Below are 18,246 nucleotides of genomic sequence, written 5' to 3'. Positions count from 1 at the left end.
AAACCAGCACTGCCCCTCCCGAAGCGTACAGCCCACAAACGAGCTAAACCCTAGCGGCCAGTACCACCGTAAACAGTAGCCTCGCCCTCAGCATCCAGACCGAACGCAGTGTGCACCGCGCGAACAGCCTCATCCAGCTTGCTCAGCTCAGTAATCACCGAAATACGAATCTCAGAAGTCGAAATCATGTCAATGTTCACGCCAGCGTTAGACAGGGCCTCAAAGAAAGTGAACGAAACACCCGTGTTAGTCTTCATGCCCGCGCCAACCAGCGACAGCTTACCAACCGACTCGTTGTAAATAACCTCCTGGAAACCCAGCTCCGCCTTAGCATCCTCCAGCGCCTTCAGCGCGGTGGGGCCCTGATCCTGATCCAGGGTGAAGGAAATATCGGTCACGCCGGGGCGGTCAGTCGGCACGTTCTGAACAATCATGTCCAGGTTAACCTTCGCCTCATTAATCAGACCGAACACCTTAGCTGCCGAACCGGGAACATCCGGAACACCAACAACAGTAATCTTTGCGCGGGTGCGATCATGCGCGACACCAGAAATCAGGGGCTGCTCCAAGGGAATCTCCTTCAGATGGGTGGGGGTCAGTTCCGCGGACTCCTCCGGAACCACAATAGTGCCTTCAAGGTTAGAGAACGAAGAACGCACGTGAAGCTTCAAATTAAAACGACGAGCATACTCAACACTGCGCAGGTGCAGAATCTTCGCACCGTTCGCCGCCATCTCCAGCATCTCTTCACTGGTGATGGTATCCAGCTTGTGCGCGGTCGGCACGATGCGCGGGTCGGCAGTGAAAACGCCGTCCACATCCGAGTAAATCTCGCACACATCAGCGTTCAGAGCAGCAGCCAGAGCAACAGCAGTCGTATCAGAACCGCCGCGGCCCAGAGTCGTAATATCGCCGCTCTGACGGTTCATACCCTGGAAACCGGCCACAATCGCAATATTTCCGGCCTCAATCGACTCACGGATACGCTCCGGGTTGACCTCCACCAGACGTGCAGAACCGTGCACGCCGTCGGTAATCATGCCAGCCTGAGAACCAGTGAAAGACTGGGCCTTAGCACCCAGGTCGTTAATAGCCATCGACAGGATGGCAGTTGAAATGCGTTCACCGGCGGTCAGCAGCATGTCCAGCTCACGGGAAGGAGTGACATTGCTGGTGACCTCTGCGGCAAGGTCGAGCAGCTCATCGGTGGTGTCACCCATAGCGGACACCACGACGACCACATCGTTACCTGCCTTCTGAGTGTCCACGACGCGGCGGGCAACGCGCTTTACGCCCTCCGCATCAGCTACGGAGGAACCGCCGAACTTTTGGACGATCAGGCTCATTGATATCTCCAGGTCAGTTACTTGTGTGCCACCGGCAGACGCCGGCTCCTCATTTATAGTAGACGGCGTTCAGTGCAAGCGGCGAACTGCACCCCCGTATGTATTGCCCCGTGAAATATTACGTAGTATTACGCGGTAGCGATGCGGGGTGCGGGGGCGGGTACGGCTCGCACGCGGGAGCAGGTACCAGAGCCTGCGGAGGCGAGTTTTAGGTCCACGGGTTCACGTACGTGACACCCGGCAACGGCGGAACATCCGGCTTCGGGGTGCGCAACGGGGCGTTCTGAATCGAGCGGATCTTCTCCTCGTAATCGGGGGTGCGGAACACCTCCGGAGCATCCTCCGCCTGCTCGGTTGCGGGTGCCTCAGTGGGTTCGGAGGCGGCGCTCGCAGGAGCCTCCTCAACGGAGTCTTCGCCCAGGTCAGGGGCGGATTCTGCGGCGGTTTCAGTATCGACAGAAGAGCCCTCATCGCGGGATTCCTCAGCCTCCTGCAGAACCTGCTCAATCAGCTGCTCATCCACCGTACCCTGCACGCCCTCAGCCGCCTGCGGGGTGGTAACGGCAGAATCTTCAGAATCCAGGTCGTCGAACATGCTCGAATTCCAGCGGCGACGGGTCTGCTTCGCCTCCTGAGCCTGAACCTGAGCCGCCTGCTCACGCTCCTGCTCCTCCTCACGGTTCACGCGCTCAAAATCCTCGGCGGCAGTGTGCGCCACCGCCGTGCCCTCGCTAATGACGCGGCGGCCCTCCAATGCGCGGCCCAGGGTAATCTCGTCCGCGTACTCCAGGTCGCCACCGACCGGCAGACCCGACGCCAGGCGCGACAGACGCACACCCAACGGCACGAGCATGCGCGAGAGGTAGGTTGCGGTCGCCTCACCCTCAAGGTTCGGGTCCATCGCCAGAATAATCTCCTGGATGCGCTCATCCGCCAGGCGGGACACCAACTCACGAATACGCAGCTGCTCCGGGCCCACACCCGCCAGCGGGTTAATAGCGCCGCCGAGCACATGGTAGCGGCCGGTAAAGGAACGGGTGCGTTCAATCGCCACCACGTCCTTCGATTCTTCGACCACACACAGCACAGACGGGTCGCGGCGCTCATCACGACAGATTGTGCACAGCTTCGTCTCGGAGACGTTACCGCACTCCTCGCAGAAGCTGACGCTGGTCTTCACCGTGGAAATGGCGTTGGCTAGGCGCGCCATATCGGCAGCATCCGCATTCAGAATGTGAAAAGCGATGCGCTGAGCCGACTTGGGACCCACACCCGGCAGGCGACCGAGCTCGTCAATGAGGTTTTGAACTGCTCCCTCGTACATGGCTTCTCCTTCTGATGCGGTGTGTTGTGCTGGTGCGTTGGTGCGCTGTTCTTGGGCGACGTTATGAGTATGCACCCAACCCCTGACAGTTTAGAGGCGTTTCGCGTAGCGAGTATGCGGCTGGAATGAGCGCGCCCGCCATCGGTGCGATGGCGGGCGCGGCACCTACAACCCCGGGTTAGGGCTGGTGCAGGGGGTGTTCGTCAATGACGGTACCACCAATAATTTTTTCGATAGCGCGCAGGCCGATGAAGGTGCTGTTTTCGACCTTCTCGTCATCCTCAGAGACGTAGTCCTCATCGGATGCGGCGCGTGCCGCCGGCTTTGCTTGCTGTGCCGGTGCTACGGGTTCCGGCGCAGTCTGTGCAGCGGGCTGATCGGGTTTCTCTCCGCGTGCCGGCGCGTTATCGACCGGTGCATTATCAACCGGAGCCGCCTGCGGGGGAGTAGCCAGCGGGCCAGCCGGAGCAATCGGCGCTGCGGGTGCAAGCGGACCAGCCGGGGCAACCGGAGCAGCGAGCGGACCAGCCGGTGCTACAGGTTCAGCGTAGGGAGGCTCATTCTCAAAAGGGGGCTCCTCCTCATAGGGCGGTTCCTCCACGTGAGGGGGCTCCTGCGAGAACGGGGGTTCCGGTGCGTGCTGGGGTTCCGGGGTGCTCTCCTGCTGCGGAACCCCACTACCGGAAGCAGCAAAGGAATCACGCTCACCAAAACCACCCGCCGGAGCCGTCGGAACCTGCTGGGCTACCGGAGCAACCGAGGGTTCAGGCGCAAGCGGGCCAGCCGGGACTTCCTGAACCGGTGCTTCCTGAATCGGTGCCTGCGGTGCAGCCGGGGCAGCCTGCTGGGGCGCCTCCTCGGGGGCGCTCTGCGGAATCGGGGCAACCTCCCACGCACCCAGGGGCGCATCCACGCTCGTGGACTCGGGGCTGTTTGCGCCGGTCAGCGGCTGACCGTGGCGACGCCACGCATCCTCACCGCCGCGCGGACCATCAGCCAGAGGCGCCGGCTGAGCGGGCTGCTGAGGTGCCTGCTGAACAGGCGGCTGAGGTGCCTGCGCTACAGGCGCCGCCGCCGGAGCTGCGGGCTGTACCGGGGTAGGCTGCGCTACAGACGCCGCCGCCGGGGCGGGCTTAGCCTGCTCGCCGGGCTTTGCCACCTGAGCATGAATGGTCACCTGACGGCGCAGGAACTCGCTCACGCGGGCGGTCAACTCGGGCACAAAGCCCTTGACCGCGCGCAGAGTCGCAATGTCGGCGCTCACGTACAGGGTTGCGCCGTCCATGCGGGCGGGGCGAACCTTCATCAGTTGCTCCGCCGCACCGGGAACGCTCATTCGGTTAAGAATGGCGCGCCAATTACCCTGAACCGCCGCCAGAGGATCATTCGGGTCAAGCTTCAAAGGCGCGGAGGGGGTAGCCGCAGGAGCGGCCGGGGTATTCGGCGCCGCCTGAGCATTGGGCGCCGCCTGAGCATTGGGCGCCGCCGGGGCATTACCTGCCAGGGGAGCACCAGCCGGAGCTGCAGGTGCCTGAGGTGCAGGAGTCTGTGCTGCGGGGGCCTGTGCTGCCGGTGCCAGGGGCGCAGTGCTAAGCGGGGCGCCAGAAGACTGCGGGGTGGTCGCAGCAAGAGGCGCACCAGCCAGCGGGGGAGCACCCGCACTAGTCTGCTGGGCGGGCTGAGCTGCCTCCTGCACAGGCTCGCTAGGAGCCTGTGCATTAGGCGCCGGGGTCTTAGGAGTCAGGCCAGCAGCCGCCATACCCGCCGCACGAGCCGCAGACATGCCGCCCTGCGCCGGAGCGGAACCAGCAGGAACAGAACCGGCACCAGAAGCCACGCGGCGCTCCAGTACCTGCAGGCGAGAAGCCAACGCCGAAACCTCAGCACCACCAGCAGAACCCTCCGCCGCAGGCAGAAGCAGACGCGCACACAGCAACTCCAGCTGAAGCTGCGGATTCGCCGCACCCGTCATACCATTCAGAGTCTCATTGACCGTACCCGCGGCAACCGTCAGCTCACGCTCACCCAAAGCCTGAGCCTGCTGACCCAGACGCTCCAACTGATCCTGCGGAAGACCCTGCAAAATCTGACCCGCAGCCTGCGGAACAGCCTTCACCACAATCAAGTCACGCAGACGCTCCAGCAGATCCTCCACAAAACGGCGAGGATCCTGACCGGTCGCCACCACACGCGACACCGCGCCAAAGAGAGTCGGCGCATCCTTCGCACCCAACGCATCAATGACCTCATCCAGAAGCTGCGCATGGGTATAACCCAGCAGCGCCACCGCACGGTCATACTCAATACCGTTCTGCGACGACGCACCAGCCATCAGCTGGTCAAGAATCGACAGCGAATCACGCACCGAACCGCCGCCAGCACGAATCACCAGCTGCAGCACACCCGGCTCAACCGGCACCTGCTCCTGATCGCACAGACCCTGCAGGAACGGCAGAAGCACCTCCGGCGGAACTAGGCGGAACGGGTAATGGTGAGTACGCGAACGAATCGTGCCCAGCACCTTATTCGGCTCAGTCGTCGCGAAGATAAACTTCACGTGCTCCGGCGGCTCCTCCACAATCTTCAGCAGCGCATTGAAACCCTCACGGGTCACCATATGCGCCTCATCAATAATGAAGATCTTGTAACGGTCACGCACCGGCGCCAAAGTAGCGCGTTCACGCAGGTCACGGGCATGATCCACACCGCCGTGGCTCGCCGCGTCCATCTCAATCACGTCAAGAGAACCGCCACCATCACGCGACAGCTCACGGCACGAATCGCACACACCACACGGAGTCGGAGTCGGACCCTGCGCACAGTTCAAGCAACGCGCCAAAATACGCGCCGACGTGGTCTTACCGCAACCACGCGGACCCGAAAACAGGTACGCGTGATTCACACGGTTCTTCTCCAGAGCGACCATAAGAGGTTCGGTCACGTGCTCCTGCCCGATAACCTCAGCGAAGGTCTCGGGGCGATAACGACGATAAAGGGCAGTGCTCACGGCAACCTCTTCAACTCGGGGTGCGGATAGGACAATCCCTACCATTTTAGACGCTCCACCCTCGGCACGAGTGGTCACCAGTCACCGGCGAACACGCACACGTCACGGATGCTCATCGGGCAGTCCGTACGCCCACAGAAATACCGCGGATGCACCGAATTCCCAAGAACCCAAAAATCCGGTACACTGGTTCTTGCCTCTTACGTGGCGTTATCTTGGAAAACTCCCCCAGGACCGGAAGGTAGCAAGGGTATTCGAGCTATGACGGGTGCGTAAGGGGTTTTTCTATGCCTAAAATCAGCTACATAGACAATCAGGCACCCGTCATACCCGTCTCACTGTCGTTCGACGGCTTCAACCCAGGATTCCGCCTCGTTAGGGCTCGGCGGCTTCGACGCAGGATTTATTACCTCGCTCGCTCGGAATCCTGCGCCTCAGTTCGCTCGCTCGGAATTCTGGGTTTCAGCGGTTGCGTAAGGGGTTTTTCTATGCCCAAAAGTAAGAGTACAAGCACCCACAAATGTGCTTTCTGTTACTTTTCCCATCCAGGGCTTGCGCGCCCGGTAAAAGCGTAGTAAAGTTTTATTCGTTGCCTACGCAATGCGTAGAAAACATAGCTGGAGGATTCGCCTAGCGGCCTATGGCGCACGCCTGGAACGCGTGTTGGGTTAACAGCCCTCGGGGGTTCAAATCCCCCATCCTCCGCCACCGATCCCCGGTCTTAGATTCTAAGACCGGGGATTTTTTATACCCCTTGGTACTATTTCTTCAGAACCCCCACGGGTCCACGCGCCGCCCAGGCGCCCCATACCTGCAGAAAGCACCACCATGATCTTCAAAAAAGTAGGCGACAGCCGCCCCTACCCCCAGCACGGCATGACCCACGCCGACTGGGGAGGAATCCCGCCGCAGCAGGTACGCCTCGACACCCTCATCACCACCCAGAAGACCCTCAACCTCGAGACCCTACTCGCCGAAGACTCCACCTTCTACGGTGACCTCTTCCCGCACGTGGTCAAATGGGGCGGCGAACTATACCTCGAAGACGGCGTGCACCGCGCACTGCGTAACGCCCTGCACCGCCGCGCCGTCATGTACGCGCGCGTACTGGACCTGGATTCCATCTCTCCGGCACTGCTGCCCGGCGCGTAACCCCCCCCGAATACAGAAAAAGCCGCGGACCGATGCAAAGAAGCATCAGGTCCGCGGCATTCTTATGAACGTATAACTGCGCTACGTTTCGCGGTTCAGGTTCCGCGATTCAGAGGTGCCACGCTTAGGATGCGACCTTCAGGTCCGCCTCCTGCAGCGGGGACTGCTCCGGCAGAGACTCCTCGGAGTCCAGACGAACAGGGTTGCCCTCGGCATCAAAACGCGCGCCCAGGCCCATCTGAATGAAACGGATGGTATTCAGAATCTGGCGCTCGCGGGTCTCCTCGTCCGGCGCGTCCTCGGCGCGGCCAGCGCTCGAAGAGAGCGAACCGTGCACGAGCATCGCCAGTTCGCGAATGTCGTTCTTGGGAATGTAGTTCTCAGCAATCGCGGCTGAGAGGATGTGTGCCAGCACCATCTGCAGTTCGTGCACGTGCTTGCCGAGCTTCGCGTAGGACTCGGGGGAGAGCATGGAGCGCATTGCCGGGCCCGGGGGCAGGTGGCGGCGCGCCAGGTCGTTGATCTGCAGGCGAATGTAGACCGCGAGCTGGTCGATCGGGTTTTCGATGCCCTCCAGGCCGACGCGCAGTTCGTTGAGGAAGCGTTCGGTCTCGTCCAGGGCGTAGGCGACCAGCAGTTCGCCCATGTCGGCGAAGTAGTTGTAGACCGCGGTGCGGCCGATGCCGGCGTTCTTGGCGACGTCGGTCATGGTCAGGCCGGAGAGGCCGCGGTTGTAGAGGATCTCGCCGAAGGAGTTGAGGATGGCGCGCTTGGTGTTTTCGCGCTGGGCGGCGTTGGTTGCTGCAGAAATACGAGGCATAGTGACACTCTACCCTAAATCGTCAGCAAATGACGAATTTATCGAATGTGTCACCAAGAAATTTGCCCAATTCATGCGAATTTTCATGTTTATGACAGAACAACCGCCCCTAGAGGAACCCCAAACGCGTAGCCGCCGCCAAATCAGCACCCACCAACGACGCAATCGGATACCCCGTATGGCCACGCCCCGGAGTCACCTGCAGCAGAGTCCGCGCCCCCAAACTCTCGTAGAACGCGCTACCCTCCTGCGCCGCAATACGCGCCGACCAGCTCCCCTCGGCACTCGTCGCCATACGACGACGACCAGACGGCGAACGCCCATCCAGCACGCCCACATGCCAGCTCATCAGCAGACGCTCATGCGAGGAAGGATTCAGCGCAGCCTGCTCACGCACCCGCGCGGGCACACCGTCAGCGCCGCCGCCGCCGATGAAGGTGGCGCCGCCTCCGCGAATCCAGTCAATATCGTGCGACAGCAGCTCGTAGCTGAGGAACTCCGCGCCGCCCGAATATCCGGCAAGCCAGACGCGGCTCATATCCACCCCGTACGCCAGGGCAATCTCCTCAACGAGGGCGCGGACCATCCTGCCGTTCGAGCGGGCACGAACCCACCAGTTATAGGTCAGCGGAGGCGCATAAGAGCCGGTATCGGTCAGACGCGGCTCCCGCAGGCTACCCGGCGAAAGCACCGGCACGGACAGCATGTTGAACTCAGCCGCCACCTGCGCCAACTCTGCACGCAACGGCGAAGTGCGGCGCAGCAGACGACTACCGGCACGGGAGAGATGATCACCATCAAAATAGAACAGCACACCGGGCGCAGACTCAGACTCGGTCAGAAGGTGCAGGTTATCGACCCGGTAGTAGATATTGCGCCCGCGATGCGTAAACGACCGGTAGCCGAGAAGCTCAGAGGACGCCAGCAGCATCGGCTCCAACAGAGAAATGCCGGCACGAACCGCATGCGCCGCATAGGTCAGTAGCGGATGCAACCGCGGGATATGTGCGCTGAGCCTACGCTGATTGCGGTGCCGCCTCTTCTGCACTCGACGCGCAGAACGTCGTATCGAGGCGCGTAGAGCACGACCCGTACCCGCTTCCAGCAGGGATGCGACCTGCTCAGTACGGTGAGCGCCGCTGCGGTAAACTCCGTTGCGGTGAACTCTGCGGCTCAGTCTCTTCATACCTCCATTGTAAATGTGTGGGTTCTGCCGCTATCGGGATGGGATGGTACCGCAGGCATCCCACACCGGGTAACCGGGTGCATGCCGCGTCCACACTCTTGAAAGAGGCGCAGAAACCTGCCGCCGCCACGGCATATAGGTACTATTAGATAGGCTCGGGTGGCAGACGAGCCGGTGAGTAGCGCCCTGCATAGCGCGCTCACCCACCACGCGTGAGGGCGGTGTCCTCGCGTCAAGAAACACATCGCATGAAGAAAGACTTGGGGAAAGTAATGGCTAAACCCGTTAGCGAATCTAAGGCTCAGACGAGCACCGTTAAGGTGCCCTGGGCTGGTCGCCGCGGCTACTTTGATCTGCTGCTGGGCGCGTCCTGCGTCATCCTGATCATTTCGAATATTGGTGCAACCAAGGGCGTGGAGTTCGGTCCGCTGCCCTTCGAACTGCCCCTCATCGGTAACACCATCGTCACCGATGGTGGTTTCTTCCTTTTCCCTCTCGCCTACGTTATTGGTGACCTTCTCTCTGAGGTGTACGGCTTCAAGCGTGCCCGCCGCGCGATTGTAGCCTCCTTCAGCTCGGCTGCTTTTGCTGCCCTGTGCTTCCTGCTGATTGTGCACCTGCCGCCGGCAAGCTTCTACACCGGCCAGGATTCGTTCGCACAGGTTCTCGGCCCGGTCTGGCAGATTTTTGCGGGCTCCCTGCTCGGCTACCTGTTCGGTCAGACCCTGAACGCCTGGGTCATGGTAGCGATGAAGAAGGCAAGCAAGGGCCGTTTCCTGTGGCTGCGCATGATTGTCTCCACCCTGGTTGGCGAGCTGCTCGACACCCTCATCTTCTGCTCGATCGCCGCACCGGTACTCGGCATCGACAGCATGGAAGCATTCCTCAACTACGTGCTGATTGGCTATATCTATAAGTGCCTGGTCGAGGTGCTCCTCATGCCGATCAGCTACCCGATTATTGGTTGGTTCAAGCGTCACGAACTGGAGTACGTGGCATAAGCTAACCTCCTTACAGCTGATGTGCAGAGCCGCCCGGCCTAACGACTGGGCGGCATTGCCTTTTCAGATTTGTTCAATACACAGCATGTCTAAGAAAGAGATACGTTATGTCTAAACTGCAGGGGAACACCCCCGAGCAGTCGGAGAAGAACGACTCGTTGAATCGTTCCCTCTCCCACGGCCAGTTGACCATGATTGCAATGGGCTTGGCGCTGGGTACGGGCCTGTTCCTGGGCTCCTCCTCCGCCATTAAGATTGCAGGCCCCGGCGCAATCCTCTCTTACGCTATTGGTTCGATGATTGCGGCAACCATTGCTGCGTGCGCGGGTGAAATGTCCGTGCGTCACCCCGTCCAGGGCGGTTTCGGCACCATTGCCAGCCGATACCTGAACCCCTTTAGCGGCTACCTGACTCGCTGGGCGTATTGGGCGTGCACCGTGCCGCTGGCCGGTGCTGAGCTGGTGGCGGTTGGCCACTACATGGCGTACTGGTTCCCGGACGTTCCCCTGGCTGTGTTCGTTGCTCTCTTTGGCGCGATTATTCTGGTGCTGAACCTGGTGAGTGTGAAGTCCTTCGGCGCCCTGGAGTTCCTGCTCTCTTCGATTAAGGTTTCTGCCGTCATCGTGTTCATGGTGATCGGTGTGCTGCTGGTGTTCGTGGGCCTGCCCGGTCACGCTGCGGCGGGTACCGCAAACCTCGTGAACGACGGCGGCTTCCTGCCGAACGGCCCGGCATCTATCTGGATTTCGATGGCTGTTGTCATGTTCTCCTTCGGCGGTGTGGAAATGATTTCTCTCTCTGCAGCGGAGGCGAAGGACCCCGCACGCTCGGTGGCAACCAGCGTGAAGGCAATGATTTGGCGCCTGTCCACCTTCTACGTGGTATCCATGGCGATTATTCTCTGCCTGGTGCCCTGGCAGACCGCCGCACAGAACTCGGAGCTGACCGAGTCGCCGTTCGTGCTCGTCTTCTCTGAGCTGGGCATCCCCTTCGCTGCGGACATCATGAACTTCGTGGTGCTGGTGGCGGCGCTCTCGGGTGCGAACGCCTCCCTGTACGCGGCAACCCGCCTGCTGCACGCCCTGGGCTCTGACCGTATGGCTCCCGCAGTGGCTGCCCGCACCTCCTCGCGCGGTGTGCCGGTCGTGGCTCTGCTGATTTCCTTCACCGGCGTTGTTGTGGCGACCGTGATGGCTGTTGCCAAGATCGGCGACATCTTCGCCCTGCTCATGGCGCTGGTGACCCTGTGCATCCTGATCGTGTGGATCATGATTCTGCTGACCTACCAGGCGTACAAGAAGGACCAGAAGAACGCATCCTCCTTCACCGTGCTGGGTGGCCGCGTCACCGCTGGTCTGGCTCTGGCGGGTGTTCTGGCGACCCTGGCGGCAATGTTCATGCTGCCCGGCTCGGGTGTTCAGGAATCCATCATGGTCGGCATCGTCTTCTTCGTGCTGATTTCTATTGGCTACGCCATCTCCTCGAAGGTTCAGGGCGGTTATGAGCGCCCCGACCTGGACGCTATGCACGCCGACGAGGATACCAACGCGGCACAACACTAAATAGCGTGGAAGCCTTGCACAGCTGAAACACGAAAAGGCACCGGATGGGGGAGCACCCCGCCCGGTGCCTTTGCGTTTTCTCCCCGCTCCGGCGGCGCCGTTCTGCCCGGCCTAACCGTGCCCGTAGAATAGTTAACTATTCGCACCTGTCACCGTGGATTTGAGGCCGCGGGCGCCGGGTGCGAGCACACATTGCACATCACGCCCCTTGAGGCGTATTGACGGAAGGCACCTTCGTGTCCCACAACGACGATACCCGCAGCCACGCTGCAGCGGGCACCGCCGGGTCGCGCACCCTGAAGCGTTCTCTGTCCCACGGGCAGATGACCATGATTGTGATGGGTTCCGCGCTCGGTACGGGCCTCTTCCTGGGTTCTGGCACCGCCATTGCGATGGCGGGTCCCGCGGTCATTCTCACCTACGCTATCGGTTCTGCGCTCGCTTCGGTGATTGGCGCGGCAACCGGTGAAATGGCGGTTCGCTACCCTGTCCGCGGCGGTTTCGGTACTATTGCTACCCGCTACCTGGGCCCGTTTGCGGGCTTTTTGACTCGTATTGCCTACTGGACGGCGACTGTTCTGATTGCCGGCGTTGAGCTGGTGTCGGTGGCGACCTACCTGAATTATTGGTGGCCGCAGCTACCCCTGTGGACCGGTATTGCGGTGTTTGGTGTGGCGCTGATTGTGCTGAACCTGACGAGCGTGAAGTCCTTCGGCATGCTGGAGTTCTTCCTCTCCTCCATTAAGGTCATTTCGATTGTTGCCTTCCTGCTGGTGGGCCTGTGCCTGATTTTCTTCGGTCTGCCCGGCCACGCCGCGGTGGGTACCGCAAACCTCTTCAACGATGGTGGTTTCATGCCGAACGGCCCGCAGTCGGTGTGGCTGTCGCTGGCCGTTGTGATGTTCTCCTTCGGCGGTATTGAGATGATTTCGATTTCTGCCGCGGAGGCGAAGGACCCCTCCCGCTCGGTGCGTTCCTCGGCTAAGGCGATGATGGTTCGTTTGGCGACCTTCTACGTGCTGGCGGTCCTGATTGTTGTGGCTATTATTCCGTGGCGTTCGGCGTCGGGTCTGGGCGATGCGGTGGAGGCTTCCCCGTTCGTTCTGGTCTTTGAGCAGTTGGGCGTGCACGGTGTGGCGCACTTCGTGAACTTTGTGGTGCTGATTGCGGCGCTGTCGAGTGCGAACGCGAACCTGTACGCGGGTGCGCGTCTGATGCACTCGCTGGCGGTTGACGGTATGGCGCCTCGCCAGCTGGCTCAGGTGAATCGTGCGGGCGTTCCGGCTCGTGCGGTATGGCTGTCGACCAGCGGTATGGTCATTGCTATTCTGCTGGCGCTGTACAGCCCGAAGGAAGCGTTCCTTTCCATGATTTTCGTGATTATGGTGTGCGCGCTGACCGTGTGGGTTTTGATTCTGTTCGCCTACATTGTGTACAAGCGTGTTGAGCCGGCGACCGATGGTTTCCGCCTGTGGGGTGGCCAGTTCACCGCCGCGGTTGGCGTTCTGCTGCTCTTCGCGGTGTGGGTTGCGCTCTTCATGGTGCGCGGTTCCATGATTCCGGCTGTGGTGGGTGTGGGCTACTTTGTGGTCCTGAGCCTGCTGTACTTTGCTCGTATCCGCCACACTCACGTGATTGATGAGCAGACCTTTGTGGAGGCTCAGCAGGCAACCGGCGAGTACGACGCCATGAAGTATGACGCTGATCATGCCCTGGAGACTGCGGCTAAGCTGGGCCGTTAAGGTTCTGCAGCTGCAGGGAGGGCCGGTGTTGGGGCCTGCAGAGACTCCAACACAGTAATAAACGAAAAATACGGAAAATTTCTGGAATTCCTCGTAATAAAACCGTAAAAATGCAGTTGGCCCTCAGGACGGGTCTATCATGGACAGTGAACCGTATGATCTTGTATGCGTTCAAATGTCTGTGTGTTGGATGAGGCTCGAAAGCATCGTAGCTTTCGAGCCTCATCGCTTTAACTATCAAATATATTTCTAGCCCCCGAATCATTATCAGCTGATTCATTTGCTGTACCTTGCGGATTCGTACGAATAGCCGCCTCACAGCGGTGGGGAGTAGAGTTAAAACCATGCAAAGCCACGAAAAGAACCGCGAAAACACCCCCGCCTCTGAGGTCGGTACCACCGACGAACTGCTGGTACACGTTCCCGCCCGCTGGGGCGACATGGACGCCTACGGGCACGTCAACAACGTCGCTATCCTCTCGGTCATGGAAGAAGCCCGTGTGGCGCTCTTCGGCCCGCCTCCCTCCTCCGGTCAGAAGCCTACTGTGGCACCGCAGCCTCCCATTCTGCTTTTCGAGCTGGTCACCGAGGGCGTGCAGGCGCTTATTGCCGAGCACGGCATCCGCTACCTGGCTCAGCTGCCCTACACCGGTGAGCCCGTACCCGTGCGCCTGAGCGTGGAGAAGGTCAGCGCCGCCTCCGTGCGTATTGGCTACTCGATTCTCTCCCCGGTGGACGGCCGCGAATGCGTTCGTGCCTTCACCGTGCTGGCGTTCTGGGATTCCGTGGCGGGGCGCCTGACGCGTCTGAGCCCCGAGCAGCGTGACCTGCTGAGCTCCTACCTGCCGCAGAAGTAGAGGGGCTGGCGCTCTGCTGTAATAAACCGGTCTTGAACGGGGTTAAGCGTATGCTTTAAATACCTTCTGCAAAGGGTGCAAAAGGTCCATTCCCGGGAGAGATAACGATGTCGTTTCACCACACTCAGGCTGACCCCGCCGGTTGGGGTCGCCGCACGATGCGCGCCACCGGATGCGCCGCCGCCCTGCTCCTTGCCCTGACCGGCTGCTTCGGCGGTTCTCAGAGCGAAAACTCCTCGTCGACCCCCAGCCCCTCCAGCACGGCTAACCACTCGCAGTACCCGCTTCCTTCCTCCACGGCGTCCCCGTCGCCGACGAAGAAGACCGAGCCGACCGTCACCGAGACTCAGGCGCCCGCCCCCGCAGAGAGTGCTGAGGCGAAGGCATCCGAGTCCTCCGCACCTGCTGAGGCGAAGGAAACCTCCACCGCGGCAGAGACTCCCACCGGTGACACTCCTCGCGCGCCCGAAAAGGTGGAGGCTGAACGCGCCTCCGCCGGCGAGCGCTGCGGACACATTGGCCGCAAGGGCTACCTGAAGACTGGTGCGGAAATCATGGTGTTGCGCGGTACTGTGGACTGCGCTCACGCGCTGGACGTGCTGACCGAGTACGTCACCACCCCGCGTGCCGACGACAACCTGACCGAGCACCAGGTTGCGAAGGTTCAGGACGCCACCTGCTACTGGAACCCGCAGTACGAGATGGCTGAGAACCGTCGCGAGGATCGCGGCGCCCCCGAGTGCACCATCGGCGAGGATGTCGCCTTCGTGGCTCGCCTGCAGAACCCGGACGCTCCCGAGATCCCGTTCCTCATGGAGCCCTCCTACTACGATTCCGGCGCCGGCTACTACCGTTTCAAGAGCGATGACGAGCGCACCCTCTGCGAGCTGAACCCCGCGGATGGAACCCTGGTGTGCGAGCGCCGCACCGGTGAGCAGACCGGTGACGGTAACGGTGCGGTCGGTCGTACTTTTGCAGGTCCGGTGGAGGTGACTCGCATGAACTTCCTGACCGGCGCTAGCGAGGTGAATACCGCGAATGGGTCCTCGGCTCTGCACGCGGAAACCACCACCGCAAACACGAAGATGATGCACACCTGGGATGTGGTGACTGTGCCCGCTGCCGATGGTAATCAGCTGACCTGTTTCGGCGAGATTGAGAATAGCTCGATAAGCTGCCATGACGGAAACGGGCACACTATTCTGGTGCGTGGCAGGCACGAAGGCTAAACACCCGCGCTAGAGGCAATGAGTTGTCAGTGAGTTGTGAAGAGAGCTAAGGAGGGGCTTCCCGCACTGCCGGGGAGCCCCTCTTATTGCGCTGTGCCTCTACCCGCTGTGTCCTAGCGGGGGCACCCTGTGGGTTCCTAAGATGCCGTATAGCTAGCTCACAGGTAGCGTCTTTAGAATACTGGTTAGGAACCCGAACCGATGACGCAGAAAGGTCACCATGCATCCGGCACAGAAGCACTCTACCCAGACTTCTTCTACTACTCTCCGCACCGCTAAGCGTTACAGCCCCGTGGCGCTCGGTGCCACGCTCCTGCTTGCCCTGTCGGCATGCTCCGGAGGTGCCACTACCGCCGCCTCCCCGAGCGCTACCGTAGTCCCTAGCCCGAGCGCTACGAGCGCGAAGGCAACCTCCAGCCCCACTCGCACCGCAACGGTCAGTGAAAGCACCCCGACTCCCGGCACGGTCAGCACCACCACCGCGGCGGCGACTGTAACTCCCGGTACCATCACTACCGCAAGCCCCTCGGTAACCGTGCAGGCGAGCGCGGCGGCGAGCTCCTCCGCATCGGCGAAGGCCGGTTCGAACGCTTCGGCGAGCGCGTCGAGCACCGCTAGCCTGTCCAGTTCGGATGTTCAGTCTGCGGGCGGTAGTTGCGGCAGCATGGACGCTACCGGCTACCTGAAGCACAACGCGACGGTTCAGGTGACCTCCGGCGCGGTGGATTGCCTGTTTGCGCGTGAGCTGATCCGCCAGTTTGTGGTGCAGAACCCCGCGGAGGTGACCGATAAGGTGAATGGTGAGCGTACCGTCATGTCGGCGCGCTGCTACTGGAAGCCGGATGACGGTGCGGATCGTGCGACCCCCGAATGTGTGTCCCTGGATGGTGGTAGCACTGTCATTACCGTGAAGCTGACGAACTAGCCCGCGGCTCAACCCCGCAAGGTTTAGGCGTTAAACGCAAGCGCCGCGTTGACGAATGATTCGTCAACGCGGCGCTTTGCTGTCTCGAAGCTATCTCAAGCAGCTGGCGCGGCGGGTTTTAGAGCTCCCCGCGTGCGCGGGCGGCGAGTACGTCATCCAGGCGGGCGAAGGTCGAACGCCAGGTGGTGCGCACCTCCTCGTGGACCGAGGCGGGCATGGGACCAATCTCAATGACGATGCGGGTACCGGAACCCACGCCGTCGGCGGTAATCACGGTTTCGGGGGAGAAACGGTGACGCTGGTACACCAGCACGCTACCGGGGTTGCCCAGGTGGTCGGGCAGCTGCTCGGCGTATTCGAGCTCCTTGAACGGTTCAATGCTCAAAAAGCGGCTCTGCAGAATGCAGGACACCGAGGGGTCAACCTCGTTGATCATGGACAGGCGTTGCATGCCGCCGACGACGGGCTCCACGACAACGTCGGTGGGGCGCACGTGCCAGCCGGCGGGGCCGTACCAGCGGACCAGCAGTTCGGGGTCCAGGTAGGCGCCGAAGACGTCCTCGACCGGGGCTGCGATCTCGTGGTCGAAGACGAGAAGCTCCTCATCGGGAACATGAGTGATGCTCATAGGGTTCTCCTTAAATAGGTTGAAGAGCGGGTTTAGGGCTTCTTGCCGGAGTAGTAGTTGCCGAGGAACTCGTCACGGTACTCGAAGTAGGTGCCGTCCTTGATGGCTTCGCGGGCGTCGTCCACCATGCGCACGATGAAACGCTCATTGTGGATGGAGGCGAGGGTCGCCGCCAGACGCTCGTCCGCCTTGAAGAGGTGACGCAGGTAGGCGCGGGTGTAGTGGGTGCAGGTGTAGCAGTCGCAACCCTCGTAGATGGGCGAGAAGTCCGCCTTGAAGCGCGCGTTGGTGATGTTGTAGCGGCCGGTGGGGGAGTAGACGGCTGCGTTGCGTGCCACGCGGGTGGGGGAGACGCAGTCGAAGGTGTCCACGCCGTTCTCGATGCCGACGAAGATGTCGTCGGGTTCGGAGATGCCGAGCAGGTGGCGGGGCTTGGATTCGGGCAGCTCTTCGGCGCACCAGCGCACGATGGTACCGAGGTTTTCCTTCTCGAGTGCACCACCGATGCCGAAGCCGTCGAAGGGCATGGAGCCGAGATCCTGGCATGCCTTGCGGCGCAGGTCTTCGTACTGGGCGCCCTGAATCACGCCGAACAGTGCCTGGTAGGGCTTGCCCACGCGCTCTGCGGTGAGACGCTGGTGCTCAGCGATGCAGCGCAGCGCCCACAGACGGGTGCGTTCGAGCGCCTCCTCCTGGTAGCCGCGGGAGTTGTAGAGGGTGGTCAGCTCGTCGAAGGCGAACATGACGTCGGCACCAATCTGGTGCTGAACCTGCATGGACACCTCGGGAGTGAAGCGGTGAATCGAGCCGTCAATATGCGACTTGAAGTTCACGCCGTCGTCGTCAATGTGGGCGAGGCGTTCCTTGCCCTTCGCCACGTCGTCGTCGCCGAGGGGGCGGCCGTCGGCGCCCTTAGCGTCCGCGACGGTACCCATATCGATAACCTTCTTGAAGCCGGAGCCCAGGCTCATGACCTGGAATCCGCCGGAGTCGGTGAAGGTGGGTCCGTCCCAGTTCATGAATGCGCCCAGGCCGCCTGCCGCGTCGAGGATTTCGGGGCCGGGCTGCAGGTACAGGTGGTAGGCGTTGGAGAGCAGAGCCTGAGCGCCGAGCTCCTTCATGGATTCGGGCAGGACCGCCTTGACGGTTGCCTTGGTGCCCACGGGGGTGAAGGCGGGGGTCTGGATCTGTCCGTGCGGGGTGGTGATGACACCGGTGCGTCCGCGGAACTGTCCGCCGTTGGCTTCTACACGTTCAGCGCTGGGGGAGGCGGTGTCCGCCAGGCGGCTGGTGATGGTGAAGCCAAAGTCCTCGGTAGGGAAAGAATTATCTAGAACGCTCATTCTTCTCTCGATTGTTTGCTTTCCGTCTGAATGTCTACACCCTAGCCTACCGGAAAACCCCGCCTCTCTTGCCGGAGGCGGGGTTCACGAGAATTTAGCTGAGGGTAGCTGGGTTTAGCTCGCC

14 protein-coding genes, 1 tRNA gene and 1 other RNA gene are annotated in these 18,246 nt (G+C 61.4%); 9 read left to right on the top strand and 7 right to left on the bottom strand.

Annotation, left to right across the window (positions count from 1 at the left end):
- Nucleotides 1–50: 50 nt before the first annotated feature.
- From HMPREF2605_RS03670 to HMPREF2605_RS03660, 3 genes are all read right to left on the bottom strand, one after another.
- Nucleotides 51–1,346 (bottom strand): aspartate kinase, encoded by a 1,296-nt coding sequence (locus tag HMPREF2605_RS03670; RefSeq protein ID WP_005507189.1) that lies wholly within the window; start codon nt 1,344–1,346, stop codon nt 51–53.
- 208 nt (nt 1,347–1,554) lie between these two features.
- Nucleotides 1,555–2,670: a recombination mediator RecR gene (gene recR / locus HMPREF2605_RS03665; protein WP_070846978.1), complete on the bottom strand. Its 1,116-nt coding sequence runs from the start codon at nt 2,668–2,670 to the stop codon at nt 1,555–1,557.
- 178 nt (nt 2,671–2,848) lie between these two features.
- Nucleotides 2,849–5,677, bottom strand: coding sequence for a DNA polymerase III subunit gamma and tau (locus HMPREF2605_RS03660; RefSeq protein ID WP_070846976.1), 2,829 nt, complete (start codon nt 5,675–5,677; stop codon nt 2,849–2,851).
- Between the two features lie 191 nt (nt 5,678–5,868).
- On the opposite strand from HMPREF2605_RS03660, the gene ffs reads away from it, so the two are divergent.
- The 3 genes from ffs (at nt 5,869) to HMPREF2605_RS03645 (ending at nt 6,829) form a co-directional block, all read left to right on the top strand.
- An RNA gene (gene ffs / locus HMPREF2605_RS03655) (signal recognition particle sRNA small type) lies at nt 5,869–5,965 on the top strand.
- Nucleotides 5,966–6,296: 331 nt separating this feature from the next.
- Nucleotides 6,297–6,385: transfer RNA gene (locus tag HMPREF2605_RS03650), tRNA-Ser, on the top strand.
- Nucleotides 6,386–6,505: 120 nt separating this feature from the next.
- Nucleotides 6,506–6,829 (top strand): type II toxin-antitoxin system VapB family antitoxin, encoded by a 324-nt coding sequence (locus HMPREF2605_RS03645; RefSeq protein ID WP_005507186.1) that lies wholly within the window; start codon nt 6,506–6,508, stop codon nt 6,827–6,829.
- Between the two features lie 124 nt (nt 6,830–6,953).
- On the opposite strand, the gene HMPREF2605_RS03640 is transcribed toward HMPREF2605_RS03645, so the two are convergent.
- Both HMPREF2605_RS03640 and HMPREF2605_RS03635 read right to left on the bottom strand, forming a co-directional pair.
- Entirely contained in the window at nt 6,954–7,649 is a 696-nt protein-coding gene (locus tag HMPREF2605_RS03640; protein ID WP_070846974.1) for a TetR/AcrR family transcriptional regulator, read from the bottom strand.
- Nucleotides 7,650–7,758: 109 nt separating this feature from the next.
- Complete coding sequence (locus tag HMPREF2605_RS03635) at nt 7,759–8,835, bottom strand: hypothetical protein (protein ID WP_070846972.1); 1,077 nt, start codon at nt 8,833–8,835, stop codon at nt 7,759–7,761.
- 272 nt (nt 8,836–9,107) lie between these two features.
- On the opposite strand from HMPREF2605_RS03635, the gene HMPREF2605_RS03630 reads away from it, so the two are divergent.
- From HMPREF2605_RS03630 to HMPREF2605_RS03605, 6 genes are all read left to right on the top strand, one after another.
- Nucleotides 9,108–9,836, top strand: a complete 729-nt coding sequence (locus HMPREF2605_RS03630) for a queuosine precursor transporter (protein ID WP_070846970.1) — start codon at nt 9,108–9,110, stop codon at nt 9,834–9,836.
- Between the two features lie 107 nt (nt 9,837–9,943).
- Nucleotides 9,944–11,398, top strand: coding sequence for an amino acid permease (locus HMPREF2605_RS03625; RefSeq protein WP_070846968.1), 1,455 nt, complete (start codon nt 9,944–9,946; stop codon nt 11,396–11,398).
- A gap of 236 nt (nt 11,399–11,634) precedes the next feature.
- Nucleotides 11,635–13,140 (top strand): amino acid permease, encoded by a 1,506-nt coding sequence (locus HMPREF2605_RS03620; protein ID WP_070846966.1) that lies wholly within the window; start codon nt 11,635–11,637, stop codon nt 13,138–13,140.
- Between the two features lie 344 nt (nt 13,141–13,484).
- A complete protein-coding gene (locus HMPREF2605_RS03615) occupies nt 13,485–13,997 on the top strand; it encodes an acyl-CoA thioesterase (protein WP_070846964.1) in 513 nt (170 codons plus the stop codon).
- Between the two features lie 107 nt (nt 13,998–14,104).
- Nucleotides 14,105–15,226 carry a phosphoglycerol transferase gene (locus HMPREF2605_RS03610; RefSeq protein ID WP_070846963.1) on the top strand — a complete coding sequence of 374 codons (1,122 nt, stop codon included), beginning with the start codon at nt 14,105–14,107 and terminating at the stop codon, nt 15,224–15,226.
- A gap of 220 nt (nt 15,227–15,446) precedes the next feature.
- Nucleotides 15,447–16,151, top strand: coding sequence for a hypothetical protein (locus tag HMPREF2605_RS03605; protein WP_070846961.1), 705 nt, complete (start codon nt 15,447–15,449; stop codon nt 16,149–16,151).
- Nucleotides 16,152–16,269: 118 nt separating this feature from the next.
- Here HMPREF2605_RS03605 and HMPREF2605_RS03600 read toward each other — a convergent pair whose 3' ends face one another.
- Nucleotides 16,270–16,779, bottom strand: coding sequence for an SRPBCC family protein (locus HMPREF2605_RS03600; RefSeq protein ID WP_070846959.1), 510 nt, complete (start codon nt 16,777–16,779; stop codon nt 16,270–16,272).
- A gap of 32 nt (nt 16,780–16,811) precedes the next feature.
- Entirely contained in the window at nt 16,812–18,122 is a 1,311-nt protein-coding gene (tgt, locus tag HMPREF2605_RS03595) for a tRNA guanosine(34) transglycosylase Tgt (RefSeq protein WP_044150805.1), read from the bottom strand.
- Nucleotides 18,123–18,246 lie beyond the last annotated feature (124 nt).

Origin of the sequence: Rothia sp. HMSC065C03 (assembly GCF_001837295.1) — a bacterium.
Lineage (GTDB): Bacteria > Actinomycetota > Actinomycetes > Actinomycetales > Micrococcaceae > Rothia.
Note: the sequence above shows the minus strand (reverse complement) of the source record. Positions and strands in the feature narration are given on the sequence as shown.